Below are 24,049 nucleotides of genomic sequence, written 5' to 3'. Positions count from 1 at the left end.
ATTTTTAAGGAGTGTATTTTATGAAAAAATTTAGATCATTACTCGCTATTTGTGCCGCAATGGTATCTTTATTTGCTTTTGTCGGAGCTGCATCCGCTGAAGGCTTCCAGGAATATCCGATAGGCGATGAACAGGAAGCGCCTAACGAACATTTCAAAGTTGCTCTTGTTTATTTTCAGCCTATAGAAATGGAACCCAAAGGAATGATGCTTCAGCCCGATCAATCTGATATTCATATGGAAACAGATATTCACGCAACCGAAGGCAGTGACACAGGATTTGGCGTCGGCGAATGGCTTCCCTATCTCACTGTGCATTATAAACTCACAAAGAAAGAAACCGGTGAAACAATCGAAGGCGTATTCATGCCGATGAATGCTGATGACGGTCCTCATTATGGTGCTAATATAAAAATGCTCGGTGCTGGTACATATGATTGCGAATTTTCAATCGACAGCCCGCTGCGTATGAACTATGGCCTTCATGTAGATAAAGAAACCGGCGTACAGGGTCGTTTCTGGGAAAAACCAGTTGTTTTGAAATGGACATTCAACTACGTTCCCAGACATTGGTAAGAAATATAACTGACGTTGAAATATTCCTGTCCGGCGTGAGCTTGCTGAAATTACTTATGCCGGGCAGGTCTTTTTCATTGAAAGGAACACGTTATGCTACAAACTTTTTTGCAACAATTCATTCCGGCTATGGAGCAAGGGGTTACATTAGCTGTTCCCTTGGGGATTTTGCTGGCGATTCTCATGAATATGGAAACGAAAGCATACAAAAGAACTTTTTTTCGTGCCTTGTCATGGGGATTTTGGGGATCGGTGTTCATAATAGCAGTCAAAGTCGGTACGCGAAATGCAGTCAGCCGCGAAGTTTTCGAAAGTTTGGCGATAGCTGTTGCTGTTTTTTGTGAAATTGCAATATTGCTGTTCTTTTTCAGAAAAAATATGCGTACAAAAGAGACGATAGATAAAAAAGTTTCTGGAACGATAGCAGCTATGGTCGTAGCTTTGTTTTTATATCACGGCATGGAAATATGGCTCATTCCGGTAACCACCATGTTTACGGCAGCAGGCGATTATTTTAATATTACAGTGTTAATAAGGCTGGTGGGATTTGCGACCGGACTGGGTTTTTCTGTTCTTGGAGGATATCTTGTGCATAAGGCTGCGGCGGCTCTTTATTATCAACGGCTGCTGTTCGTTTTTACTGTACAGATGGCTGCAATACTTTTGCAGCAGATAATATTCTTGATACAAATAATGATGGCCCGGCAGTTATTGCCAGGCGGTCTGCTGATGAAGATCATGGCACCTTTGATAAATCATCAGTCCTGGATTATTTTTGTAGTTTTTTTTGTTACGGTTTTAGTGCCTGTTACGCTTTTTCTGCAAAAAAAGCCGCTGCGGCCGCAGGGAACAGATCCTGCACAGTATAGGAAAATATTGATGTACGCCAAACATAAGCTGCGCTGGGGAACGGCTGTGGTAATAAGTTTGTGCATAATGGTATCAATATCCAGTCTGGGAAGTGTTTATGCCAATAAAAAGGAAGCTTTGGTACCGGCAATACCTGTAAACGCGGTTGACGGGAACGTCAGCGTTTCTCTCGATCAAGTAAATGACGGACATTTGCACAGATATGTGTATAAGGCATCGGGTGGAGAATTGGTCAGATTCATTATTATCCAAAAGGGCGGATCATCTTATGGGGTAGGACTGGACGCCTGTGAGATATGCGGACCAACTGGATATTATGAAAAAGACGGTCAGGTTGTATGCAGATTATGCGACGTAATAATGAATAAGGCAACTATCGGTATGAAGGGCGGCTGCAACCCTATTCCCGTTGAGTATAAAGTAGAAAACGGCCGTGTAAATGTCACACAGGCCAGTCTTGAAAAGGATAGGGATAAATTTAAATAGTGCAGCGAAGGGAGTGACCGAGTTTGTTTTGGCAGATGGTAAAAGGTGCTGTAGTGCGGCAGAGCCGACGACTTTTGCTTGTGGCATTGACCGTTGCATTGGGAGTGTCTTTGGCAACCGCGATGCTTAATGTAATGTTTGATGTCGGCGATAAAGTCAATCAGGAGCTTAAAGCTTATGGTGCAAACATTGTAGTGACCCCTAAGAATGCGTCCGTGCTGAAGGATGTCTATGGTTTGGATGATACAGGCGCGCATAAGGAATATCTGAATGAGTCCGATCTGGGAAAAATCAAAACGATATTTTGGACAAATAATATTGTAGCATTTGCTCCTCAGCTGAGTGCGTCTATAAATTTACAAAATGGACAAACTGTAAATTTAGATGGTACATGGTTTGACCGTCAGATGCTGCTGCCGACGGGAGAATATTTTTCTACAGGAGAAAAATATCTTAAATCGTGGTGGCAGGTTGACGGTGATTGGGCCGCAGATGACGGCAGCAACGGTGTCATGGTAGGAAAAAAATTAGCTAATGATCTCAAGGTAAATAAGGGAGATACCATAAGCTATAAAAAACCGGACGGACAAGCCGATACTTTAAGAGTCAGCGGTATTGTGAGCGGCGGAGGCAGTGAAGAAAATGCTATTTTGGCACCGCTGGCGCTTGTTCAGAAGATAACAGGGCTTACAGATAAAATTGATCAGGTTGAAGTCAGTGCTGTGACTACACCGGAAAATGAGCTTGCCCGTAAAGCGGCGGCTAATCCTAAAAGCTTGACAATGAAAGAATATGAAATATGGTATTGTACATCATATGTCAGTTCCATTGCATATCAGATAGAGGAAGTAATCCCTGATTCCGTGGCTCATCCGGTAAGACAGATCGCCGAATCCGAAGGAAAAATTCTGGATAAAACGCAAATGCTGATGCTGCTGATAACCGGTCTCAGTCTGCTGAGTTCTGTACTTGGTGTATCCAATCTTGTAAGTGCCAATATTATGGAAAGAAGCCGCGAACTTGGATTGCTGAAAGCCTTGGGAGCCAGCAATCTGGCAATTGTGCTGCTGATATTGACAGAAATATTTTTGGCGGGATTGGCAGGTGGGATCTGCGGTTATTTTATAGGTCTGGGTTTTGCGCAGATCATAGGCAATACGGTATTTAACTCAAGCATTGCAGTTAATATAGTAGTCATGCCTATAGTCGCGGGGCTCATGTCATTGGTTATATTACTGGGCAGCCTGCCGGCTATCCGAATGATTTTGTCCCTGCGGCCGGCGATTGTTCTTCATGGCAGGTGAGAAAATTTAATGAAAAAATATAGAATGTACTTTGTTATGGTCATAAATGCATTGCTGCGGCGGCGCACAAGAATGGCTATTGCATTGATGGCAGTTGCGGTAGGAGCAACTATCATCTCCGGCATGATAACTGTTTACAGAGAAATACCGCAGCAGATGGGGCGGGAGTTCAGGGCATATGGAGCTAATTTGCTTATATTGCCGGGAAAAGACCGTACCACATTGTCGGGTGAAGATGTTAAAAAGATAAATGACAGTCTGAACGGCTATGAAATAGTGGGCATTGCCCCCTTTCTGTATGAAAGACTGAAAATCAATGAACAGCCTATACTCACCAGCGGCACGGATTTTTCAATGCTTCAGAAGGTAAGTCCCTATTGGCAGATAACCGGCAGCTGGCCGCAGGCAGAAAAAAGGGAGATCCTGCTGGGGGCCGAGCAGGCACAGCGGATGAATATCAAACCGGGACAGACAGTTCTTGTCAGCGCCGGCAATGATGCCGACGAAGAGACTTTTGTGGTTTCCGGGATAGTTCATACAGGCGGTAAGGAAGAACAATTCGCTTTTGTTGATTTGGCTCTTTTACAAAAAATGCTCCAAAAAAATGGGCAGCTCAGTCTGGCTCAGATCAGTATCGTTGCCGATGGGGCGGCACTGGAAAGTGTCAGCAAAATGATCAGTCAAAATTATCCAGAGGTGCAGCCTCAGCTGGTGAAGCAGATAGCTCATTCAGAAGAAACTGTTTTAAGCAAACTGCAGGCATTGGTCCTTTTGGTTACAGTAGTGGTTTTGCTGCTGACTTTGATTTGTGTGGCAACAACAATGATGGCGGTTGTTACTGAACGGCGCCGTGAAATAGGATTGAAGAAGGCACTCGGTGCTGAAAACAGCAATATCATCTGCGAATTCCTTGGTGAAGGATGTGTACTGGGATTTTTTGGCGGTATCCTGGGCACTGGCCTTGGCTACTTATTCGCCCAGGTCGTGAGCATGAATGTATTCGGCCGGGCAGTCGAATTTGCTCCGTCAATTGCAGTATTTTCGATAGTGCTGTCGATTGTTATAACAGGTATAGCCAGCCTTATACCTGTACGTATTGCTACAAGTGTTGAACCGGCAATAGTATTGCGCGGTGAATGAGGAGGATGAGCATGAGCTTATTGGAGTTAAAAGACGTATCTATGGCCTACGGCGGAAAAGTATTTGCTCTGCAGGACATCAATATGACGGTCGAAAAGGGTGAATGGCTGGCAATAATGGGACCGTCAGGCTCAGGTAAAACGACTCTCATGAACATAATAGGCTGTATGGATAAAGCCACATCGGGGACAGTCGTTTTAGACGGTATTGATTTGACGGATGTAGACCATCAGCAGCTGACAACTCTGCGCCGTGATAAAATTGGTATGGTATTTCAGCAGTTCCACCTTATACCATATCTGACTGCCGTAGAAAATATAATGGTAGCGCAATATTATCACAGCTTGCCGGATAAACAGGAAGCTCTTGCGGCACTGGATCGTGTAGGATTAAAGGATCGTGCGGGGCATCTGCCAAGTCAGCTGTCAGGCGGAGAACAGCAGAGAGTATGTATTGCCAGGGCATTGATCAACTATCCTGTTTTAATTTTGGCGGACGAACCAACAGGTAATCTTGACGAGGCGAATGAAAAGCTGGTGATGAATATATTTCATGAACTTCATGATGAAGGACATACGATATTAACAGTAACCCATGCACCCGAAGTGGGCAGAGAAGCACAGCGGGCGGTTATTATAGAGCATGGGCGCATTGCGGGCAGCGAGGCAAAGGCAGAATGAAAAAGAAATATGGGGCGCTTGTTTTTGCCGGTGTGTTGTCAACACAAATTTTAGCGGGCTGTGCCGGTGAACAGCAGACAGAAAATGCAGCCAATGCCGTTGCGGTTCCGGTTCCTGCAAGTTCGGGAGAAAACGGCAAGGCACCATGCTGCGATTTATCAGATACCAAAGATGGTGAATATGCAGCCGAAAGCAAGGCTGACAGCTTTATGGGACATGGCCGGATAGCACTCACTATTAAGGATCACAAAATAACGGCGGTCAATTTTGTGGGGGTAGATCCTGAGGGAAATATCAAAGGTGCGGATTATGGCAAAACCAATGGACAGGTAGAAAATCCGGGGTTTTATCAAAAAGCGCAAAGAGCTGTGAAAGCCAATTCTCAATATGCTGAACAGCTCCTCCAGGTACAGGAGCTGGCGAAAGTAGATGTGATTTCCGGTGCTACGGCATCTTATGATCAGTTTGTCGAATCTGCCAAGATTGCTCTCGAAAATTCTAAAAAATAGGGACACTTGATTGACAGGCATTGCTGCTGTATATATAATAAAAGCGTACAAAAAAATATTTTTACTGAAAAAGAGAATGTATAATCGGTATTGAAAAATAGAATTAATCTGTTTTTTGATGCCGTTTTTTTCTGTGTATTGGATAGTAATTATATAAAAGAAAGGCATATCAATATGAAGAAAAATTTTTCAGTCATTCCATCCGTACGTGACATAAAAGCCTTGAACAGGGCGCTTGCCATTCCCGGGGATACAATTCTTTTAAGCACTATTACACATATAGGCAATTTGAGAGAATTGGTGCTGCTTTGTCATAAAGCAGGTAAAAGAGTAATAGTGAATCATGAGCTGGTCGGCGGTTTAGGCAATGATAATATGGCGTTTGAAATGTTGAAAAAAATGTATAAAGTTGATGCAGTCATTGAAAGTAATCAAATTTATGCGGGCAGAGCAAAAGCAGCGGGGATCGAAGTGATATTGAAGATACCCTTGATAGATTCATTGGCAAGAGAATCGGCGCTCAGGATGATAAATAATGTCAAACCTGATACGCTGGAGGTAAAGCCTGCGATATGCGCACTTGATAATATAACAAAAATACAAAAAGGTTATGCCGGCAAAATTTTTGCCAGTGGATTTATAGATGATACTGCGTTTGCTGATAAACTTTATAACAGCGGTCTGGATGGGATCATGACAAGCCGGCAGGAGCTGTGGGATAGGTTTTATTGAAATTAAGAACTGGATGATTTATTTTAAATAAATAAATTATTCATTATTTTCATATTTATTATTGACAAAACATAAATAAATTTTTATAATGTAAAAAGAATAAGAGTTTCCCGGGAAACTTTGTATTTTATAACAAAATATTTTTATATTGAATGGTGTATTGAATTCGGTATTAGGACGTGAAGATTGTTTCGCGCCTTAATACCGTTTTTTTATTATGTTGGGCACACTAATTTTAAGGAGATATTATTATGCTGGTAAATATGAATGAAATGCTGCAGAGGGCAAAAAAAGAAAAATACGCGGTCGCCGCATTCGATTGTGTAGAGGATATTTTTGTCAGAACCATTTTGGATACTGCTGAACGGATGCATTCACCGGTGATTTTGATGGCGCTGGAATATGATCTTGCTGGACGGGGAATGGACTATATATCAGGACTTATAAAAGCTGTCGCACCTGTCTATGATATTTCTGTGGCTTTACATTTAGATCATGCAACCAATTTCGCGATAATAGAACGCGCGCTGGCTAATGGTTTTACTTCTGTCATGTATGACGGGTCAGCGCTGCCTTTTGAGGAAAATATAGCGAATACAAGACATGTCGTACAAATGGCTCAAAAATATAATGCAACTGTGGAGGCCGAGCTGGGACATGTTGCAGGAAAAGAATTATCAGGATGTGATGACAGCCATGAAATAGAGCTTACTGAACCAAAAGAAGTGAAAACATTTATTGAGGAAACAGGAATAGACGCACTGGCTGTTTCCATTGGCACAGCACATGGAATATATATATCAGAACCAAAGCTCAATATTGAAAGATTGCAGGAAATAACAGCGGCCAGCAAAGTGCCTTTAGTTTTGCACGGGGGGTCGGGAACACCGGAAACGGAGCTGAGAGCGGCTGTAAGTAATGGGATAACTAAAATAAATGTTTATTCTGATTTACGTATAGCATTGGGGGAAGGCTTAAAATCAGCAGCTGTGAATAAAAGGCGTGACCCATTGCCGGATAAGGCATTTTCATCTATAAAAGAAGCGATCGGGCAAGTGGTCGGCGACAGAATAGAGTTATTCGGCTCAAAAAATAAGGAAGTCGATTAAAGCGTTTCGGTAAATTAATTGGCTTTGTTAAGTAAAAATGAAAAGATAGCTAATGTTTCTGTAGAAAAGCACTAAATTTTATCAACTTGCTAAAGAAAACAAGTTTTTCATATTGGGATTATAGTTAGCTCCGGCAACTTGAGCAGGAGTTAAATGATTAAGACCAGTATGAGGGCGCATGAAGTTGAAAAAGAAGACAAAAACAGAAATAGTAGCATTAGCAGAGTGAAAAGAATGAAAGCCACGTTTGGTTTTATACCAAGCCTTGAAACGGTTGTTAAAAGCTTCGATAAGATTGTTGCTAATATCGTCCTTAAAGCTCTCGACACGAATGTGTTTAGCATGAGGAAAGTAGCACTTAGTAGGAATCTTGTAGGCACTATAGCGATCGCTAACAATGGCATTGGGATTACCTAAAGGGGAAACATGCTGAAATAAAGCATGTGCCTGAGGAGAAGAACGATGTGGTGAAAGATGAAAACCAAGAACAAAGCGGGTTTCACTATCGATGATGAACCAGATGTAGTATTTCTTTCCAGCAATTTTAACCACTGTTTCGTCAGCATGCCATTCATCAGAATTGAAATTCATAGAAGGTATGAGCTTTAAAGAAATATTATCAAAAAGCGGAGCGAATTTTTTGCACCACTCAGCAACACTAACATGAGAAAGCTTGATGCTGTAGAGCTGATAAAGCATGAGAGAAATGTTACGAGTAGAGCTTTTGCCTATGAAAAAAAGAGTTAAAACAGTGATGATTAAATGAACTGGATGACGCATGCGTGATAAATTGGATTTACCAAAAAGTTTAGAAACAGAAGGTGGCAAAGTAGCAGTTGATTTTGGTTGAAAAAATGAATGATTACATTTTTTATCAGAGCAACGAAAGTTAGAATAATCACGATAATCGTGATGCAAGAAAGACGATTTTCCACACATAGGGCAAGGAGGATACTTTTTACCTCTGACACTGGGGAGAGCATCTGGTGCAAATTGATGTTTACAAGCAAGGCAGCGATATTTTTGATTACCGAATTTATCTTTGCCAAACTTATGGAAATGGTGATTATTGTTGCATTTAGGGCATACAATCGGTATAATTTTCTGCATGAGGCATCGTCCTTTCGATTGGTGTGTTTTCTAGCAGAAACATTGTACCATTGAAAGGTTCGGTGCCTCAATTTTCATTTAAGTTAACAAAACGAATTAATTTGCAGGGAGAAAAGAAAATGATTACAAAAGCAGTGAGGATGTACGGAGAAAATGATTTAAGATTGGAAGAGTTTGCTTTACCGGCGATAAAGGAAGATGAAATCCTTGTAAAAGTGATTTCTGACAGTATATGCATGTCAACATACAAAGAAAGCAGGCAGGGGGCAAATCATAAACGAGTTCCGGAAGGGATCGACAAGCATCCTATTATTGTGGGGCATGAAACAGCGGGAAATATAGTGGAGGTAGGAAGAAAATGGCAGCATAAATATCATGTGGGTGATAAATTTTCTTTGCAGCCGGCGCTTGTATATCAAGGAATAAGCCACACTGTAGGTTACAGTTATGAAAACTGCGGCGGTGCCTGTACATATGCAGTTGTTCCGGCTGAAGTAATGCATACGGACAGCCTGCTCAGGTACGAAGGAAAAGCCTATTATGAAGCATCGCTGTCGGAACCTATGAGCTGCATAATAGGAGCTTTTCATGCATCCTATCACAATACAGCGGGAAAATATGAACATGCAATGGGAATTAAAAAAAATGGGGTCATGGCTATTTTGGCGGGGGCAGGGCCGATGGGGATGGGAACTATTGATTATGCGTTGCATGGTGATATATGTCCGGGTGTGCTTGTTATCACAGATATAGATTCTGGAAGATTGAAACGGGCGGAACGCATCTTTCCTGTTGAGGAAGCCGGAAAAAAAGGTATCGCATTGCATTTTGTGAATATGTCGGATTTCGATAAGCCGGCAGAACATTTACGGTCTTTGACAAATGGACACGGTTTTGACGATGTATTTGTACTTGCTCCGGTGAGTGAAGTAATTGAGCAGGCTGATCAAATCTTAAGCTATGATGGGTGTATAAACTTTTTTTCAGGACCGATTGACGCAAATCTCAGTGCGAAGATAAATTTTTATAATATTCATTACAATAGTATCCATATGCTGGGAACATCGGGCGGATATACTTCTGATATGGTGGAATCTTTGACCTTATCGGCTCAGAAACGCATCAATCCCGCAGTGATGATTACACATATATGCGGTATAGATGGAATTATTGATACGACTCTGAAGCTGCCGCATATACCGGGCGGGAAAAAATTATCTTATCCTCAAATAGAAATGGAGTTGACGGCGATAGAGGATTTTGCCCAAAAGGGAACAAATAATCGTCATTTTGCAAAACTTGCGGAAATATGCGGAAAAAATAATGATCTTTGGTGTGAAGAAGCAGAAGCATATTTATTGAATAACTGGCCTGCAAAAAGTAATAAATAGACTGCTTGTATTTTGGCTGAGAGTTCTATTTCAGCCAAAATACAAAAAACTTTTATAAAAATAAACAAAAAATTAAGATTATTAGTATTTTTCAAATAGAAATATCAAGGAGGTATAAAGATGGACGGAGTAACAGGAATTATGCAGTATCTGGGGGTTCTGGCAGCAGGATTTATCGGACTTTTTCATAAGGGCGGGGAGAGTTTTGTCGGGATGGTCACAGGCATGCTGCCAACATTGATAGTGCTCATTACGGCTATCAACGCGTTCATAAATGTTTTGGGACAGGACAGAATAAACAGGTTCGCACAATTGACGAGCAAAAATATTATTTTGCGGTACACGGTATTTAACGTAATAGCTATGTTTTTCCTGGGCAATCCGATGGCGTATACATTAGGCCGTTTCCTGCCGGAAAAATACAAACCGGCATTTATGGATTCATGCATTACTTTTGCACACCCGATCACAGGCCTTTTTCCGCATGCCAATCCGGCAGAACTTTTTGTATGGCTTGGGATAGCAAACGGGATCACCCAGCTGGGACTGCCGACGAGCGAACTCGCTGTGCGCTATTTCGTTGCCGGTGTCATAGTAATATTGATACGCGGCATCATTACTGAAAAAATCACATTGTATATGATGAAGAAAAAAGGCATGCAGGTATAAGGAGGATATAAAAATGGCTAATGCAGTAAGAATAGAAAAAGGGCCAAACGGATTCGGCGGACCGCTGACCGTAAAACTGGAAGGCGGCCGAAACAAAGTTGTCTATATAACCGGAGGAGAAAAACCGGCAATAGCAGACAAAATAGCAGAAATACTGGGAGCAGAACTGATCGACGGATTTAAAAACGGCGTGCCGGATGAAGAAATAGCGGTAGCGATAGTAGACTGCGGCGGGACCCTGCGCTGCGGCATATACCCGAAAAAAGGCATTCCCACAGTAAACCTGACACCGGTGGGAAAATCAGGCCCGCTGGCAGCATTTATAAATGAAACAATATATGTATCTGATGTAAAACCGGCAGGAATAAGCGCAGTTTCGGCAGACGGAGCAGTAAGCAGCGCGCCGGCACCCGCGGCAGCACCCGCAGCGGCAAAACCTGCGGGACCGGCAAAAACAGAAAAAGGAAACATACTGACAAGATTCGGCAAAGCAGCCGGCGGAGTAATAGCCATCTTCTTCCAGGCGGGACGTGATACCATAGACATGGTAGTAAAAACGATACTGCCGTTCATGGCCTTTGTCAGCATGATAATAGGACTTATAATGGGATCGGGACTGGGAGACTTCATAGCAGCCCATCTGTCACCGTACGCAGGCTCACTGCCGGGACTGTTTATCATATCAGTGATCTGTTCACTGCCGATCCTCTCACCGATGCTTGGCCCCGGTGCGGTCATCGCGCAGGTCATCGGCGTACTCATCGGCACACAGATAGGAGCCGGAGCCATTTCACCGCAGTTTGCCCTTCCGGCCTTATTTGCCATCGACTCACAGGTAGGCTGTGACTTTATGCCTGTAGGACTCAGTCTTATGGAAGCAAAACCCGAAACGGTAGATATCGGGGTGCCGGCTATACTTGTGTCGCGTGCTGTAGGCGGACCTATCGGCGTCATCGTGGCTTATTTTGTCGGTATCGGATTATTTGCATAATAAAACAGACTCTGCCCGATCAGAAACGGGCAGAGTCTGTTTTATTGAGCAGAATCATTAAAAATGTTGATTTTGCTGCCGATCCGTTTTTTCCTTCTTTATTTCATTGTGCTTTTCTTTTTTATGCTTTTTCTGGACAGTCGGTTTCTGATTATGCGAAGATTCCTGCTGTATCTGGGTCGGATGCTGCTCCTGCGGTGAAGCGTTTACGACGGCAGCACCGAAAACACTGGTCAGCATGGCGGCGCCGATTGTCAGAACCGATAATTTTTTTACTTTAGATTTGATCATTTCTATCACACTCTCTTTGTAAATATTTACTATTTCTGAGATGGATTATATCATAATTATCATTTTAAAATGTGACAGCAATATGATTTTTATCTGAAAATAAGCTGAAATTACACCGGATAAGTTCACTCTGATATAGAGCTTGCTGTTTTGCAATGATACAGGCAGGATTGTCTTACTAAAATAAAATAATTTTTATTTGATGGGCAGCATCAATGCAGACATAACATATAAAGGCATAAATCAAAAGTCTACGGGAGTTCCATAATACACAGCTTTCAGCAGTTCACGCATCTGTTCTTTAGTGATCTTGCGCGGATTGCTGAGTGTGCATGCATCATTTACAGCGGCCTCGGCCAAATAATCTAATTTTTGCAGAAATTCTTCTTCATTGACGCCAAATTCTTTTAATGTATGCGGTATGCTGAATTTTTCACCGCATTTGTACAATTTTGTGCAGAGCGCATCCACCGCAGCTTGATCATCACTTTTGCTGATACCGAGATGTCTGGCAATCTCCGTATAGCGTGCGGCAGCTGTTTTATCTTTTGCATTATAGGCGATAACGTACGGTAAATAAATGGCATTTGCGCAGCCGTGCGGAATGTGTCCTGTACTGTATGCCGGACCTGTTTTATGTGCCAGAGAGTGGGTTATGCCAAGCAGTGCATTGCTGAAAGCCATCCCGGCCAGGCATTGGGCATAATGTACTTGTTCGCGTGCATGACTGTCTCCTTTATATGAAGCTTCGAGATATTTATCTACGGTAATTATAGCCTGCATAGCTAACGGATCGGTAAACGGACCGTTCATTGCTGATACATATGCCTCAATAGCATGTGTAAGTGCGTCCATGCCTGTATAGGCAGTAAGCTTGGGAGGCATTGTTTCGGCTAATGCCGGATCGACTATGGCAATATCAGGAGTGATATTAAAGTCTGCCAGCGGATATTTTATACCTTTTTGATTATCGGTGATCACCGAAAAAGCAGTGACCTCCGTGGCTGTTCCTGAAGTTGAAGGAATGGCAAGAAATCTGGCCTTTTTGCGTAAAGCGGGGAAGGAAAATGGCTGTATGATATCTTCGAATTTAACATCGGGATGCTCATAAAATACCCACATTGCTTTAGCTGCATCAATGGGAGATCCGCCACCCATCGCAATGATCCAGTCAGGTCCGAAATCCAGCATCTTTTTTGCACCGTTCATGACGGTTTCTACGGAAGGATCAGGTTCTACTTTTTCGATAAGTTCTGTTTCTATATTTGCTGCTTTCAGGTAGTTCAATACTTTATCGACAAAACCAAAACGGCGCATTGAGCTGCCGCCCAGAACCAGCACCGCCCTTTTTCCTTCAATATTTTCCAGTTCCGCTAAAGAACCTTTTCCCCAGTAAATATCCCTTGGCAATGTAAACCTTCTCATAAGCAACCTTCCTCATCTAACAAGTTTTATGAATCAATATTCGCAAGTGTACAAAACAGATTTTTATTATGCAGAGCAAGCAATTATATTATGAAAAATTAAATAATTGCATTTATAATGATTATTATATAATGTTTCAAATTTACATACAAGGCGGTATTTATATTTTGTCCAATCCCAGCGGTATAGAAAATAATATTTCGGAAAACAATTACCGGCATGAGGTTTCATCATTGGTTTCTCAAATTTAATATTACTACACCAATAATTATCAAGGCTATTCCTGCTACTGTGTATATATTTAACTGCTCTTTCCAAATCAAAACACTTACCAACGCGGTTATGGCTGTCCCTACACCCGACCAGATGGCATAAGCGATACTTAAGGGTATAGTGGTAAGCGCCTGCGATAAGGTATAAAAGGAAATCCCCATGCCTATCACAAAAATAATACTCGGTATAAGTTTTGTAAATCCCACGGATGCTTTCATCATAGAAGTGGAAAAAATCTCAAGAATGATGGCGCTTCCTAATAAAATATAGCCGCTCATTATAATTTATCCTCTCTTGTCATTGAAATTAAATATTGCAATATTTTTTCATAAAGGTTTTTATTTAAATATAATCCGTACAATTGATTAAAGTACATTCCGTCAACTGCCAGCCTGATGATAGTTGCTATGACAGGATCTATCTTGTCATTTTCAATATGTGAATGAACTAGCTTCAGCTGTTGGGCCATAGTCTTCAACAAGTCTGGTTTGGCTGCTGCCGCTGCCAAAAAAGCCGTATTCATATCTATATCATATTTTTCCTGATTAAACGTCAGGTTTATATAGGCTCTTGTCCATCGCCCTCTTGCGAAATTATCTTTTTGAACATTATCTTCCAGATCTTTATTAAAATTCAGAAGCAAATAATTAATCATGCCTTCCAATAATGCCTCTTTATTGGAAAAATGATATAATAAACCACCCTTGCTTATTCCCGCAGCCTTTGCGACAGATTCCAAAGTCAAAGAAAAAATGCCTTCCTCATTAATGATTTTGGCAGCGGCTTTTAAAATTTTTGTTTTTAGATCGTTTTGTTTGCCCATAGTAATGCCCAGCCTTTCCGTAAAATATATTATATACCGTCTGGACGGTATAGTAAATATTTTGTTTATGAAAAGGTGGTGAAGATCAGGCACACTTCATTGACACAAAATATAGTATTTGTTATCCTGTAATATAAGTTTTTATAAATATGGAGGTATACTGTGCAGAGAAAAGATATTTTTTTGGGATTGATCACAGTTGTTATCTGGGGGCTTAATTTTATAGCCATCAGTGTGGGTTTGACGACGATACCTCCTCTTCTGCTGGGAACTCTGCGTTTTTTGGTAGTAATGTTTCCTGCTGTTTTTTTTCTGCCGCGGCCGCCGATTGATTGGCGATGGCTGATAGCATTAGGATTGACGATCAATACGGGACAATTTGCTTTCCTTTTTTTCGGGATGAAAATGGGGATGCCTTCGGGGCTGGCGTCACTTGTACTTCAGGCGCAGGTTTTTTTCACGATGATAATGGCTACAGCAGTTTTGTCGGAGCAATGGCATTGGAATCATGTGGTTGGCTTGTTTCTGGCTGCGGTCGGCATGTTCGTCATAGGTTTTCAGCATGGAGACAATATGACGATATTGGGATTTATGCTTACAGTATGCGCTTCGGTCAGCTGGGCAGCGGGCAATGTGATTATGCGCAGGGCAACACTTGGCGTGCCGCCTTATTCTATTCTTTCTCTGGTCGTTTGGGCGGGAGCCGTTGCCATACTGCCGCTGCTTGTTTTGTCATGGATAATAGAAGGGCCTGCTGCGTGGGCAGAAGCATGGAGCGCTTTTAACCTTTCTTCAGCGGCATCAATAATCTATTTGGCCTATTTTGCTACTTTCGGCGGATATGTCATCTGGGGCAAACTTTTGGCACGTTATCCGGCAGGGGTTGTATCTCCGTTTGCTCTTTTAGTGCCCGTAGTCGGACTCAGCAGTTCGGCGCTGGTCCTGGACGAAAAATTGTCCGTCCTGCAGGTGACAGGAGCCTTTTTAGTAATGGTTGGTTTGATAGTCCACATATTCGGCAGAAAAATTATAGATTTAAACAGGTGATTGTATTACAAAAGGAAGGTTGATTTTATGTCTGCGTCAAAAATATTGATATTAGTCTTGATGCTTACTGTTTTTAATTTGACACTATGCTCGGCTGAGTCAACGGATATAAGAGCCTTTTCGGACGATGTGACGGAAGAGCTGCTGCTTGGGATTAATGACGGACAATATCCGGCGGCAGCAAAATTTTTTGATGACAAAATGAAAAATGCTTTAAATAAGAAGCGGTTCGCAGCAGAGTCCAAGAAGACCAAAAAGATGTTTGGTCAGTATATATCTAAGGAATATACGCGTGCAGAATCGAAGGAGTCTTATAAAATTATTGATTACAAGGCAAAATTTACCAAGGATGATAATGTTACAGTGCGGACTGTTTTAACAGAAGATGGCAGTGGTTTCTTGATAGCAGGTTTTTGGATATTGAAAAACTGATAACGGCTGTTTGCAGGAAAACAGCACAGCAGTATGTGCAGGAAACGTATGCAAAATAATATTGCTTTAAAAATCAATATGTAGTATTATAACAATATAAACAGGGTTTGATTTTACCTGCTTATATTAAAACTTTATTAGCAGTCTTTGGGGCAGGGTGAGATTCCCTACCGGCGGTAAAGCCCGCGAGCCTTTTTGGCAGATTCGGTGTAATTCCGAAGCCGACAGTATAGTCTGGATGGAAAAAGATTGTGTGATTTTGATTGTGAATTGATGATATTATCACACCGATTTATTCCGTTTGAGTGTAATTGAGTTTATTTTGCCGCTTGGCTGCTGAATACTTATGTATTTGGCAGCTTTTTTGTTTTTAGCTGTATGTTCAAAATTTATTTTGGGTCGATAATCATATAAATGGAGACTTAATTCAGACGGCGTTTTGACGCCGCCTGAATAGTAGTCGAAATTATCCAGGGACTTAGCCGCTCTTTACTCGCCGCTTGCAGAAGCGGGAGTATTAGAGCGGGTTAGTCATCGGATAAATTCAGGGGAGGCTGCTATATGGAGAGCGATGAGCGATATATGCGGATGGCGCTTGAACTGGCGAAAAATGCAGAGGGAAGAACCAGTCCGAATCCGATGGTAGGAGCGGTCATAGTAAAGGACGGACGAGTGATCGGCTGCGGCTGGCACAAACGGGCGGGAACTCCTCATGCGGAAGTGAATGCCTTGGCGGCTGCAGGTGATCTTGCCGAGGGCGCAACGGTTTATGTAAGTCTTGAGCCTTGTTCTCATTTCGGCAGGACACCGCCGTGCTGTGATGCTTTGATAAAGGCGGGAGTAAAACGTGTCGTCGTGGCAATGACTGATACAAATCCAAAGGTGTCAGGGCGCGGCATAAAGAAAATACGCGATGCCGGCATTGAGGTGACCACAGGGCTATTGGCAGATGAAGCCAGAAAACTTAATGAAGTATTTTTTAAGTGGATAGAAAAAGAGCAGCCTTTTGTTACGATAAAAAGTGCGATGACGCTGGATGGAAAAATTGCTACCCGCACCGGTCAGTCAAAATGGATCACCAGCGAGCGGTCACGGCAGTACGGACACAGACTGCGCGATATAAATGATGCGATCATGGTCGGTATAAATACGGTCATCGCTGATGATCCTTCTCTGACCGCCAGACTTGAAAACGGCGGCAGGAATCCGATAAGGATAGTTCTTGACAGCTGCGCCCGTATTCCGCTTGACAGTGTGCTGATCAATGACGGCAAGGCTCCTGTGATTATGGCGGTGACAGAAAAAGCACCAGAGGAGAGACTACGGGCTCTTGCTGATAGGAATGTACAGATACTGGTGTGCGAAGAGGACACAAATGGTCATATATGTCTGCAGAAATTGTTCAGGCAGCTGGCTCAAAAAAATATATGCAGTATTTTGGTGGAAGGCGGAGCAGCGCTTATGGGCAGTATAATAAGCGCAAATCTGGCCGATAAGGCATACTTTTTTATAGCACCAAAATTGATCGGCGGAGAAACGGCAAAAATGGCTGTTGGCGGCGAAGGTATCGGTGAGCTGTCTGATGCTGTGGAGCTTTTTGACACATCCGCGGAGGTTTTGGATGGCGGGGATGTTTTAATAAAAGGATATATGAGGTGATTTTATGTTTACGGGAATAATCGAAGAAGTCGGTCATATATCGGGAATCAAGAACGGGGCATCCTCCGTACGACTTACCATTGCCGCAAAAAAAATTTTGACGGATGTCGGTATAGGTGACAGTATTGCTGTCAATGGTACATGCCTCACAGTCACACAATATACAGATAAAAGTTTTTCCGCAGATGTCATGCCTGAATCTGTAAGAAAAACTTCACTCGGAGAATTGAAGCAGGGCAGTCTTGTTAATCTGGAAAGAGCTTTAAAAGTGGGCTCCCGCCTGGGAGGACATATTGTCAGCGGTCATATCGACGGAACAGGAACGATAATTGAAAAAAAACCGGAAGATAATGCCGTCATTGTTACGATCAGTGTTGATAAGGGACTATTGCGGTATATAGTGAAAAAGGGTTCTGTGACAATAGACGGAATCAGTCTGACTGTGGTAGATGCCGATTATGCTGAGTTTTCAGTGTCACTTATCCCGCATACGGCTTCTATAACGACTATAGGGCAGAAAAATACCGGAGCGTCTGTAAATATAGAAACAGATATATTGGGGAAATATGTGGAAAAAATGCTTTTGATGCAAAAAGCGGAAAGCCCGCAGCTTTCCAAGATAAATGCGGAATTTTTAAGTGAAAATGGATTTTAAAAAAATGTATTATAGCACAGCTATTTTGGGAAAAGAGGATTTTTATGGAAATAAAATTTGATTCGGTGGAAAAAGCAATAGAAGATTTTAAGAACGGTAAAATGGTACTTGTGGTAGATGATGAAGACAGAGAAAATGAAGGCGATCTGCTTGCTCCCGCAGATTTGGTCACACCAGATATAATAAATTTTATGGCAATTCATGCCAAAGGGTTAATATGCATGCCGATGGATGCGTCGCTTGTTGATAAAATGGGTCTTGAACCCATGGTGGCTCATAATACGGATAACCATGAAACAGCTTTTACCGTTTCTGTCGATCATATTGATACAACTACGGGAATATCTGCTTTTGAACGGGCGCTGACAGTTAAGAAAATGATGGAAGAAGATATAAAACCGACTGACTTGCGGCGTCCCGGGCATATTTTTCCTCTGCGTGCCGTTGAAGGGGGAGTACTGCGCCGGACAGGACATACAGAAGCTACAGTCGATCTGGCGAGACTGGCAGGACTGAAACCGGCAGGTCTTTGCTGTGAAATAATGAGTGCGGATGGACATATGGCGCGTACACCGGAGCTGTATAAATTTGCCAAAGAGCACGGCTTGTCTTTTATAACGGTAGCAGCGTTGATAAAATACCGGAAAAGCACGGAATGTTTTTTAAAAAAAGTGGAAGAAGCACAATTCCCCAGTAAGTATGGTATGTTTAAAATAGTAGCCTATGAAAATCAGCTTGATGACAAGTGCCATATTGCTATAGTAAAAGGCGATGTGCGCGGTAAAAAGAATGTGCTGGTGCGCGTTCATTCTGAGTGTCTTACCGGTGATGTTTTGGGGTCTATGCGCTGTGACTGCGGGGATCAGCTTGCACAGGCACTTCGTCGCATCGAAGCAGAAGGCGAAGGCGTTGTGCTGTATATGCGGCAGGAAGGCCGGGGCATTGGTCTCGCCAATAAAATTAGGGCTTATGCTCTGCAGGACGGCGGCAAGGATACAGTGGAAGCAAATGTTCTGCTGGGCTTTGCGCCGGATATGAGAGATTACGGGATAGGTGCCCAGATTTTGACCGACCTGGGACTCAGCAGTATTCGTCTGATGACGAATAATCCGGAAAAAAGAGCAGCCCTTGAAGGTTATGGTCTGAAAATCGTCGAAAGAGTACCTATAGAAATACCTTCTAATAGCTTTGATGCAGGATATCTTAAAACAAAAAAAGAAAAAATGGGACATTTATTGAATAACGCTCAGTGAGTATATATTATAAGAATGCGTGGAGGATTATATTATGGCAAAGATCATTGAAGGACATTTATCGGCAAAAGGTTTGAGATTCGCAATAGTAGTAGCCAGATTCAATGAATTTATTACAAGCAAACTGCTGTCAGGAGCAATCGATACATTGAATCGGCACGATGCATCACAAGATGATGTGACAGTAGCGTGGGTGCCGGGGGCTTTTGAAATTCCTCTGGTTGCAAAGAAAATGGCGCAGAGTGATAAATACGATGCAGTTATCTGTCTCGGTGCCGTTATTCGCGGTTCGACAACACATTATGATTATGTCTGCAATGAAGTATCTAAAGGGGTGGCGGCCGTAGGACTTTCTACCGGAGTGCCGACTATTTTTGGCGTAGTGACCACCGAAAACATTGAACAGGCTATTGAACGCGCCGGAACAAAAGTCGGCAATAAGGGGACTGATGCTGCTATGAGTGCTATAGAAATGGCAGATCTGCTCAGAAAAATCTGATGTGTGGTAAAGTATTGATGGCAGTAAAGCCGGTAAAAAGGAGTTGGGTATTTTGAAAGTGGGAATTATCAGTGACACACATGGCTGCGCCGAACGATTTGCATTGGCGTATGATAAGTTTTTTAAAGATGCTGACATGATCATTCATGCGGGCGATGTTCTCTATCACGGTCCCCGAAATCCTATGCTGGCTGATTATGATCCGGCAAAACTGGCAGAAAAGCTTAACAGTCTGCCTATGCCGGTAATAGTGACACGCGGAAATTGTGACAGTGAAGTGGATACGCTGGTTTTGAATATGCCTGTTCAGGCACCTTATACTTATGTGGTGATTGACGGACTTAAAATAGTGACGACACATGGGCACTATGTTATGACCGATAAAGAGAAAGACGATATGGCTGCCCATCTGAAAGCCGATTTGTTTATAAGCGGGCACGTGCATATCAATGTGCTGGAAAAACGCGGTAATACCATATTCTTGAATCCCGGGTCTCCTGCACTCAGCAAAAGGACAGACGGACGACAGACCGCAGCTGTTTTAACGGATAAAAAGATTGAGATAGTTGATATAGATACGGATGAAGTTTTGCTGGCGCTGAAAAGATAATAAAAGCGGGAGCCTGCGGGTTGACCTCAAATATTTAGAGCAGATTCAGGGCAGTGGGATATTTACATTCCACTGCTTTTGCTTTAGAATATAGAATTAATCACAAACATAAATACAGGGAGGCCGTTAAGGCAGAATGTTCAACAACAGCAGACTTTTACACCGCATAGATCTTCCGCTGATAATAGCGATCACATTGCTGGTCCTGGTCGGTATTGTCATCATAGGGAGTGCCACTCATATTAATGCACCGGGCAGCGAAAGATATTGGTATGTGCAGAGGCAGGGGATTTTTGCCGTGCTGGGCGCAGTTATTGTTTTCTTGATGATGAAGTTCGACTATCGTATGCTGCAGCCATTGGGCAATAAGCTTTATATATTCAATGCGCTGATGCTTTTAGCTGTTGATATAGCCGGTCATTCAGCTCTGGGCGCTCAGCGCTGGATACAGATAGGGCCAATCAGCTTTCAGCCGTCAGAATTCTCAAAACTGATTATGATAATATCATTGGCAGTTTTATTGGAAAATCGTGTTGGTAAACTCAATACTTTCAAGGAATTGCTGCCGGTTGCCATTTATTTAATCATACCGTTTTGTCTTGTGGTCACACAACCTGATTTGGGAACAGCGCTGGTCTTTCTTGCCATATTTTTTGGGATGATATTCGCTGCCGGTGTAAATATGAAATTGATAGGGATAATTCTTGGAATAGGTCTTTCCTGCCTGCCAATTTTCTGGCATTTTTTAAAAGAGTATCAAAAAATGCGTATTATGGTATTTATCAATCCGAATATAGATCCGCTTGGTTCCGGATATCATATCATTCAGTCAAAAATAGCCATCGGTTCCGGCCTTTTATACGGAAAAGGTCTGTTTCAGGGGACTCAGAGCCAATTGAATTTTCTGCCGGAAAATCATACAGATTTTATTTTTGCTGTAATAGGCGAGGAGCTGGGTTTTATTGGTGCGACCATCGTATTGCTGATATTTCTTTTTGTTTTATGGAGGGGAATAAAAATAGCCAGAGAAGCGAGTGATAATCTGGGTATGCTGTTGGCGGTGGGGATGACTTCAATGCTGGCTTTCCATGTATTGGTCAACGTTGGAATGACAATCGGCATTATGCCCGTGACAGGAATCCCGCTGCCCTTTATAAGTTATGGTGTCAGTTCGCTGATAACTAATATAATGGGTATGGGAATGCTCTTGAATATTTACAATAATCGTCAGCAGCTGATTTTCTGAAAATCACCGGTGTATCAAAAAAATCATATTTTCTCCATAGAAAGTTCACAATATTGAGTTATACTGTAAACAACTTAAAGGAGGGAATATATTATGATGGGATATGGCGGTTTTGGCGGTCATTATGGCTTTGATTGGCTGGGTGCCGGTTTTGGTATGATAACTCATCTGGCATTTACAGTTCTTATAGTAATGGCAGCAATATACTTCTATAAAAATATTTTTCGCGGCGGCAATTGCCGTCATTTACGTGGGCAGAACGATGCGGCTTTGGAAATATTGAGAGAGCGCTATGCCAAAGGAGAGCTGCCTGCTGAAGAGTTTCAAAAAATGAAGAAAGAATTGCAGTAAAGACTGACTGCAGATATTTCCCGATGCCAGACTTATTTATTGTCTGTCTTTTGCAGCAAGATGGATGATGAAGTCCGGTCAACGGATAAAATATACTTTTTTACTGGTCCGAGTTTTACCCAAACTATAATAAACAGCAAAAAGCCTTAGTGCAATAACACTAAGGCTTTTTGCTGTTTAATTGCTGCGGATGGATTTAGTTTATCCGATGATTAACCCGCTTAATACTCCATGGACAATTTCGACTACTATTCAGGCGGCGTCAAAACGCCGTCTGAATTAAATCTCCATTTATAAAACTTCAGAAAAGTAGATAACCGTTACGGTGTCTTCCATTGTGATTCTCTTTTTGTAAATATTTTCAAAATCGGCGATCAGATCTTCGCGTGTATTTATTTCAGGATTTTGATGATCAAGATCTTCAGAAGTTAATTCAGCCATTTTTTTTACCTGAACCTTGTCAAGAAAAGCGACAAAAAGTTTTTTCTTGGGCTGCAATTTAGATCCTGTGGTTATCCAGACTAATGAGCTTTCAGGGTATTGTCTGCTTACATCGCCTAAACGTACAGTACAATTTTTTTGACGGACCATCAGCATTTTTTCGTGTTTGGGTGCTTGGAAATTTAATGACATCATATGACTATCTCTCTCCTATCATGGGATAAAATCCCCAATATATAAATCATTCAAAATGATATGTATGATTTTTTTTAAAATTCCTTTCACGCAGCCAATAGACAGTAAGACCAATGACAACGCCAAGTAAAGCAACATATTGGCCTTGGTGCAGGGCAGAGTCTTTTTGGGTGGAAAGATACATAAAACCGAAAATAAAACGGCAGCCGGCGGCAAGAATCATAGCCTGAAGAAAGATATTGCCTCTGCGTATTTTCATATAATTTACCTGCAGATATGTCAGTATAAGAGAAAAAAACAAAACAAATGCTAAGATTCCCGCCTGGTATAAAGCTACAGGCCGGAAATATAAATAATGTTCGAATCCCGTCGGCCTCTGCTTAAAATCAACATAAGCGGCCAGACTGTGATCGTTTGCTACGGAAGCTAACGGAAGCCCGATGGTGTTTTGCATAAAAAAATTGCCGATCTGATCGACGATAAGACCAGCAACCATCCCAGGTAAAAGAATATCCATCCAGTGCCAGAAATTTTTCCCGGAAAGATAGAGATAAAATGCACTGCCAAGAAGAAAACCGGCAAATCCGCCATAGATAGATAATCCACCTTGACTGAGCAGGAATATGCTGAAAAGCTTGCCGGCATATTCCTGCCAATGCAGCAATACATAACCTCCGCGGCTGAAAATTATGCCGAGAGGGATACTCCAGAGGAGAAGATCAACCACAGTAGAAAAATCTTCCTCTCTTTTTTGTGTATTCAGCCATGTCACGAGCAGACCGAGGAGTATGGATAAAACGATGGTAATACCGTACCAATATATGTGAAAGTGTCCTAGTATAAACATGATGTTATAGATCAATATGCCTTTCTTTATCCGTTGGATTTTTGTTGATGGTTCAGCTGTTGAACCTAAATAAGTCAATGTATAAGAGACGAATAGATTATTGTAATATTTTAACTCGAATATAAAAAATTAGCAAATAAAATATAAAAAATGTGTTATAATTATATCGTAGTCAAGTACTTGGATAAGGAGATAATAATATGACAATTACAAAGGATATGGGGATTATGGAAGTTGTCCAGAAATACCCGGAAACCGTTGATGTTTTTGCTATGTCAGGTATGGGCTGTATCGGTTGTGCCGCATCTCATTTCGAAAATATCGAACAGGGAGCTATGGCACACGGCATCGATATTGATAAACTGATGGCAAATCTCAACGAAGTTGCAGATGCACAGATTCAATAAATAATAAACCGGCAGGAAAATCCTGCCGG

28 protein-coding genes and 1 riboswitch are annotated in these 24,049 nt (G+C 42.0%); of the genes, 21 read left to right on the top strand and 7 right to left on the bottom strand.

The features are described 5' to 3' along the window. Positions 1–20: 20 nt before the first annotated feature. From NXG61_RS02980 to NXG61_RS02945, 8 genes are all read left to right on the top strand, one after another. Positions 21–575, top strand: a complete 555-nt coding sequence (locus NXG61_RS02980) for an iron transporter (protein WP_196604281.1) — start codon at positions 21–23, stop codon at positions 573–575. A 93-nt stretch (positions 576–668) separates the two neighbouring features. Further along, complete coding sequence (locus NXG61_RS02975) at positions 669–1,931, top strand: DUF2318 domain-containing protein (protein WP_196604282.1); 1,263 nt, start codon at positions 669–671, stop codon at positions 1,929–1,931. 23 nt (positions 1,932–1,954) lie between these two features. Continuing rightward, on the top strand, positions 1,955–3,235 hold the full coding sequence (locus tag NXG61_RS02970; RefSeq protein ID WP_196604283.1) for an ABC transporter permease: 1,281 nt from the start codon (positions 1,955–1,957) through the stop codon (positions 3,233–3,235). Between the two features lie 9 nt (positions 3,236–3,244). Next, on the top strand, positions 3,245–4,375 hold the full coding sequence (locus tag NXG61_RS02965) for an ABC transporter permease (protein ID WP_196604284.1): 1,131 nt from the start codon (positions 3,245–3,247) through the stop codon (positions 4,373–4,375). Positions 4,376–4,386: 11 nt separating this feature from the next. Then, entirely contained in the window at positions 4,387–5,055 is a 669-nt protein-coding gene (locus NXG61_RS02960) for an ABC transporter ATP-binding protein (protein ID WP_196604285.1), read from the top strand. Beyond that, on the top strand, positions 5,052–5,564 hold the full coding sequence (locus tag NXG61_RS02955) for an FMN-binding protein (RefSeq protein ID WP_196604286.1): 513 nt from the start codon (positions 5,052–5,054) through the stop codon (positions 5,562–5,564). The genes NXG61_RS02960 and NXG61_RS02955 overlap by 4 nt, the downstream gene beginning before the upstream one ends. A 174-nt stretch (positions 5,565–5,738) precedes the next feature. Beyond that, the gene (locus NXG61_RS02950; RefSeq protein WP_196604287.1) at positions 5,739–6,296 is read left to right on the top strand and encodes a glycerol-3-phosphate responsive antiterminator; all 558 of its coding nucleotides are present in this window, start codon (positions 5,739–5,741) and stop codon (positions 6,294–6,296) included. A gap of 251 nt (positions 6,297–6,547) precedes the next feature. Continuing rightward, the gene (locus NXG61_RS02945; protein WP_196604288.1) at positions 6,548–7,405 is read left to right on the top strand and encodes a class II fructose-bisphosphate aldolase; all 858 of its coding nucleotides are present in this window, start codon (positions 6,548–6,550) and stop codon (positions 7,403–7,405) included. A gap of 81 nt (positions 7,406–7,486) precedes the next feature. Here NXG61_RS02945 and NXG61_RS02940 read toward each other — a convergent pair whose 3' ends face one another. Continuing rightward, entirely contained in the window at positions 7,487–8,515 is a 1,029-nt protein-coding gene (locus NXG61_RS02940) for an IS6 family transposase (protein WP_307225425.1), read from the bottom strand. A gap of 119 nt (positions 8,516–8,634) precedes the next feature. Here NXG61_RS02940 and NXG61_RS02935 point away from each other — a divergent pair, with 119 nt between their 5' ends. From NXG61_RS02935 to srlE, 3 genes are all read left to right on the top strand, one after another. Next, positions 8,635–9,906: a zinc-binding dehydrogenase gene (locus NXG61_RS02935; protein ID WP_307225420.1), complete on the top strand. Its 1,272-nt coding sequence runs from the start codon at positions 8,635–8,637 to the stop codon at positions 9,904–9,906. A 141-nt stretch (positions 9,907–10,047) separates the two neighbouring features. Continuing rightward, on the top strand, positions 10,048–10,575 hold the full coding sequence (srlA, locus tag NXG61_RS02930) for a PTS glucitol/sorbitol transporter subunit IIC (RefSeq protein ID WP_196604492.1): 528 nt from the start codon (positions 10,048–10,050) through the stop codon (positions 10,573–10,575). A gap of 13 nt (positions 10,576–10,588) precedes the next feature. Then, complete coding sequence (srlE, locus tag NXG61_RS02925; protein WP_196604290.1) at positions 10,589–11,566, top strand: PTS glucitol/sorbitol transporter subunit IIB; 978 nt, start codon at positions 10,589–10,591, stop codon at positions 11,564–11,566. Positions 11,567–11,623: 57 nt separating this feature from the next. Here srlE and NXG61_RS02920 read toward each other — a convergent pair whose 3' ends face one another. From NXG61_RS02920 to NXG61_RS02905, 4 genes are all read right to left on the bottom strand, one after another. Continuing rightward, complete coding sequence (locus NXG61_RS02920) at positions 11,624–11,857, bottom strand: hypothetical protein (RefSeq protein ID WP_196604291.1); 234 nt, start codon at positions 11,855–11,857, stop codon at positions 11,624–11,626. 243 nt (positions 11,858–12,100) lie between these two features. Next, complete coding sequence (locus tag NXG61_RS02915; protein ID WP_307223564.1) at positions 12,101–13,282, bottom strand: iron-containing alcohol dehydrogenase; 1,182 nt, start codon at positions 13,280–13,282, stop codon at positions 12,101–12,103. Positions 13,283–13,512: 230 nt separating this feature from the next. Further along, on the bottom strand, positions 13,513–13,833 hold the full coding sequence (locus tag NXG61_RS02910; protein WP_196604293.1) for a DMT family transporter: 321 nt from the start codon (positions 13,831–13,833) through the stop codon (positions 13,513–13,515). Beyond that, positions 13,833–14,378, bottom strand: a complete 546-nt coding sequence (locus NXG61_RS02905; protein ID WP_307223567.1) for a TetR/AcrR family transcriptional regulator — start codon at positions 14,376–14,378, stop codon at positions 13,833–13,835. The genes NXG61_RS02910 and NXG61_RS02905 overlap by 1 nt, the downstream gene beginning before the upstream one ends. A 162-nt stretch (positions 14,379–14,540) precedes the next feature. On the opposite strand from NXG61_RS02905, the gene NXG61_RS02900 reads away from it, so the two are divergent. The 9 genes from NXG61_RS02900 to NXG61_RS02860 all read left to right on the top strand — a co-directional run bounded on the left by NXG61_RS02900 (position 14,541) and on the right by NXG61_RS02860 (position 22,130). Beyond that, a complete protein-coding gene (locus NXG61_RS02900; RefSeq protein ID WP_196604295.1) occupies positions 14,541–15,425 on the top strand; it encodes an EamA family transporter in 885 nt (294 codons plus the stop codon). 27 nt (positions 15,426–15,452) lie between these two features. After that, positions 15,453–15,857 carry a DUF3887 domain-containing protein gene (locus NXG61_RS02895; protein ID WP_307223569.1) on the top strand — a complete coding sequence of 135 codons (405 nt, stop codon included), beginning with the start codon at positions 15,453–15,455 and terminating at the stop codon, positions 15,855–15,857. Positions 15,858–15,996: 139 nt separating this feature from the next. Further along, a riboswitch (FMN riboswitch) is annotated at positions 15,997–16,111 on the top strand. 307 nt (positions 16,112–16,418) lie between these two features. Next, complete coding sequence (gene ribD / locus NXG61_RS02890; RefSeq protein WP_307223571.1) at positions 16,419–17,516, top strand: bifunctional diaminohydroxyphosphoribosylaminopyrimidine deaminase/5-amino-6-(5-phosphoribosylamino)uracil reductase RibD; 1,098 nt, start codon at positions 16,419–16,421, stop codon at positions 17,514–17,516. Positions 17,517–17,520: 4 nt separating this feature from the next. Beyond that, positions 17,521–18,171 carry a riboflavin synthase gene (locus tag NXG61_RS02885; protein ID WP_307223573.1) on the top strand — a complete coding sequence of 217 codons (651 nt, stop codon included), beginning with the start codon at positions 17,521–17,523 and terminating at the stop codon, positions 18,169–18,171. A gap of 44 nt (positions 18,172–18,215) precedes the next feature. Further along, positions 18,216–19,424 (top strand): bifunctional 3,4-dihydroxy-2-butanone-4-phosphate synthase/GTP cyclohydrolase II, encoded by a 1,209-nt coding sequence (locus NXG61_RS02880; RefSeq protein ID WP_307223575.1) that lies wholly within the window; start codon positions 18,216–18,218, stop codon positions 19,422–19,424. Between the two features lie 34 nt (positions 19,425–19,458). After that, complete coding sequence (gene ribH / locus NXG61_RS02875) at positions 19,459–19,923, top strand: 6,7-dimethyl-8-ribityllumazine synthase (RefSeq protein WP_307223576.1); 465 nt, start codon at positions 19,459–19,461, stop codon at positions 19,921–19,923. A gap of 52 nt (positions 19,924–19,975) precedes the next feature. After that, positions 19,976–20,533 carry a phosphodiesterase gene (yfcE, locus tag NXG61_RS02870; RefSeq protein ID WP_196604302.1) on the top strand — a complete coding sequence of 186 codons (558 nt, stop codon included), beginning with the start codon at positions 19,976–19,978 and terminating at the stop codon, positions 20,531–20,533. 136 nt (positions 20,534–20,669) lie between these two features. After that, positions 20,670–21,779, top strand: a complete 1,110-nt coding sequence (gene rodA, locus NXG61_RS02865) for a rod shape-determining protein RodA (RefSeq protein WP_196604303.1) — start codon at positions 20,670–20,672, stop codon at positions 21,777–21,779. A gap of 93 nt (positions 21,780–21,872) precedes the next feature. Next, on the top strand, positions 21,873–22,130 hold the full coding sequence (locus tag NXG61_RS02860; protein ID WP_231038535.1) for an SHOCT domain-containing protein: 258 nt from the start codon (positions 21,873–21,875) through the stop codon (positions 22,128–22,130). 291 nt (positions 22,131–22,421) lie between these two features. On the opposite strand, the gene NXG61_RS02855 is transcribed toward NXG61_RS02860, so the two are convergent. Then, positions 22,422–22,766, bottom strand: a complete 345-nt coding sequence (locus NXG61_RS02855) for an ASCH domain-containing protein (RefSeq protein WP_196604304.1) — start codon at positions 22,764–22,766, stop codon at positions 22,422–22,424. Between the two features lie 46 nt (positions 22,767–22,812). Beyond that, positions 22,813–23,613: a prolipoprotein diacylglyceryl transferase gene (locus NXG61_RS02850; RefSeq protein ID WP_196604305.1), complete on the bottom strand. Its 801-nt coding sequence runs from the start codon at positions 23,611–23,613 to the stop codon at positions 22,813–22,815. 200 nt (positions 23,614–23,813) lie between these two features. Here NXG61_RS02850 and NXG61_RS02845 point away from each other — a divergent pair, with 200 nt between their 5' ends. Next, positions 23,814–24,020 carry a DUF1858 domain-containing protein gene (locus NXG61_RS02845; protein WP_196604306.1) on the top strand — a complete coding sequence of 69 codons (207 nt, stop codon included), beginning with the start codon at positions 23,814–23,816 and terminating at the stop codon, positions 24,018–24,020. Positions 24,021–24,049: the final 29 nt, after the last annotated feature.

The organism is Pectinatus haikarae (assembly GCF_050916305.1).
GTDB classification, from domain to species: domain Bacteria; phylum Bacillota; class Negativicutes; order Selenomonadales; family Selenomonadaceae; genus Pectinatus; species Pectinatus haikarae.
This window is presented reverse-complemented; position numbering and strand designations above follow the sequence as displayed.

Coding starts and splice junctions, on each gene's coding strand:
- NXG61_RS02980 (WP_196604281.1), top strand. CDS start 21: ATGAAAAAATTTAGATCATTACTCGCTATTTGTGCCGCAATGGTATCT.
- NXG61_RS02975 (WP_196604282.1), top strand. CDS start 669: ATGCTACAAACTTTTTTGCAACAATTCATTCCGGCTATGGAGCAAGGG.
- NXG61_RS02965 (WP_196604284.1), top strand. CDS start 3,245: ATGAAAAAATATAGAATGTACTTTGTTATGGTCATAAATGCATTGCTG.
- NXG61_RS02960 (WP_196604285.1), top strand. CDS start 4,387: ATGAGCTTATTGGAGTTAAAAGACGTATCTATGGCCTACGGCGGAAAA.
- NXG61_RS02955 (WP_196604286.1), top strand. CDS start 5,052: ATGAAAAAGAAATATGGGGCGCTTGTTTTTGCCGGTGTGTTGTCAACA.
- NXG61_RS02950 (WP_196604287.1), top strand. CDS start 5,739: ATGAAGAAAAATTTTTCAGTCATTCCATCCGTACGTGACATAAAAGCC.
- NXG61_RS02945 (WP_196604288.1), top strand. CDS start 6,548: ATGCTGGTAAATATGAATGAAATGCTGCAGAGGGCAAAAAAAGAAAAA.
- NXG61_RS02940 (WP_307225425.1), bottom strand. CDS start 8,515: ATGCAGAAAATTATACCGATTGTATGCCCTAAATGCAACAATAATCAC.
- NXG61_RS02935 (WP_307225420.1), top strand. CDS start 8,635: ATGATTACAAAAGCAGTGAGGATGTACGGAGAAAATGATTTAAGATTG.
- srlA (WP_196604492.1), top strand. CDS start 10,048: ATGCAGTATCTGGGGGTTCTGGCAGCAGGATTTATCGGACTTTTTCAT.
- srlE (WP_196604290.1), top strand. CDS start 10,589: ATGGCTAATGCAGTAAGAATAGAAAAAGGGCCAAACGGATTCGGCGGA.
- NXG61_RS02920 (WP_196604291.1), bottom strand. CDS start 11,857: ATGATCAAATCTAAAGTAAAAAAATTATCGGTTCTGACAATCGGCGCC.
- NXG61_RS02915 (WP_307223564.1), bottom strand. CDS start 13,282: ATGAGAAGGTTTACATTGCCAAGGGATATTTACTGGGGAAAAGGTTCT.
- NXG61_RS02910 (WP_196604293.1), bottom strand. CDS start 13,833: ATGAGCGGCTATATTTTATTAGGAAGCGCCATCATTCTTGAGATTTTT.
- NXG61_RS02905 (WP_307223567.1), bottom strand. CDS start 14,378: ATGGGCAAACAAAACGATCTAAAAACAAAAATTTTAAAAGCCGCTGCC.
- NXG61_RS02895 (WP_307223569.1), top strand. CDS start 15,453: ATGTCTGCGTCAAAAATATTGATATTAGTCTTGATGCTTACTGTTTTT.
- ribD (WP_307223571.1), top strand. CDS start 16,419: ATGGAGAGCGATGAGCGATATATGCGGATGGCGCTTGAACTGGCGAAA.
- NXG61_RS02885 (WP_307223573.1), top strand. CDS start 17,521: ATGTTTACGGGAATAATCGAAGAAGTCGGTCATATATCGGGAATCAAG.
- NXG61_RS02880 (WP_307223575.1), top strand. CDS start 18,216: ATGGAAATAAAATTTGATTCGGTGGAAAAAGCAATAGAAGATTTTAAG.
- ribH (WP_307223576.1), top strand. CDS start 19,459: ATGGCAAAGATCATTGAAGGACATTTATCGGCAAAAGGTTTGAGATTC.
- rodA (WP_196604303.1), top strand. CDS start 20,670: ATGTTCAACAACAGCAGACTTTTACACCGCATAGATCTTCCGCTGATA.
- NXG61_RS02860 (WP_231038535.1), top strand. CDS start 21,873: ATGATGGGATATGGCGGTTTTGGCGGTCATTATGGCTTTGATTGGCTG.
- NXG61_RS02855 (WP_196604304.1), bottom strand. CDS start 22,766: ATGATGTCATTAAATTTCCAAGCACCCAAACACGAAAAAATGCTGATG.
- NXG61_RS02850 (WP_196604305.1), bottom strand. CDS start 23,613: ATGTTTATACTAGGACACTTTCACATATATTGGTACGGTATTACCATC.
- NXG61_RS02845 (WP_196604306.1), top strand. CDS start 23,814: ATGACAATTACAAAGGATATGGGGATTATGGAAGTTGTCCAGAAATAC.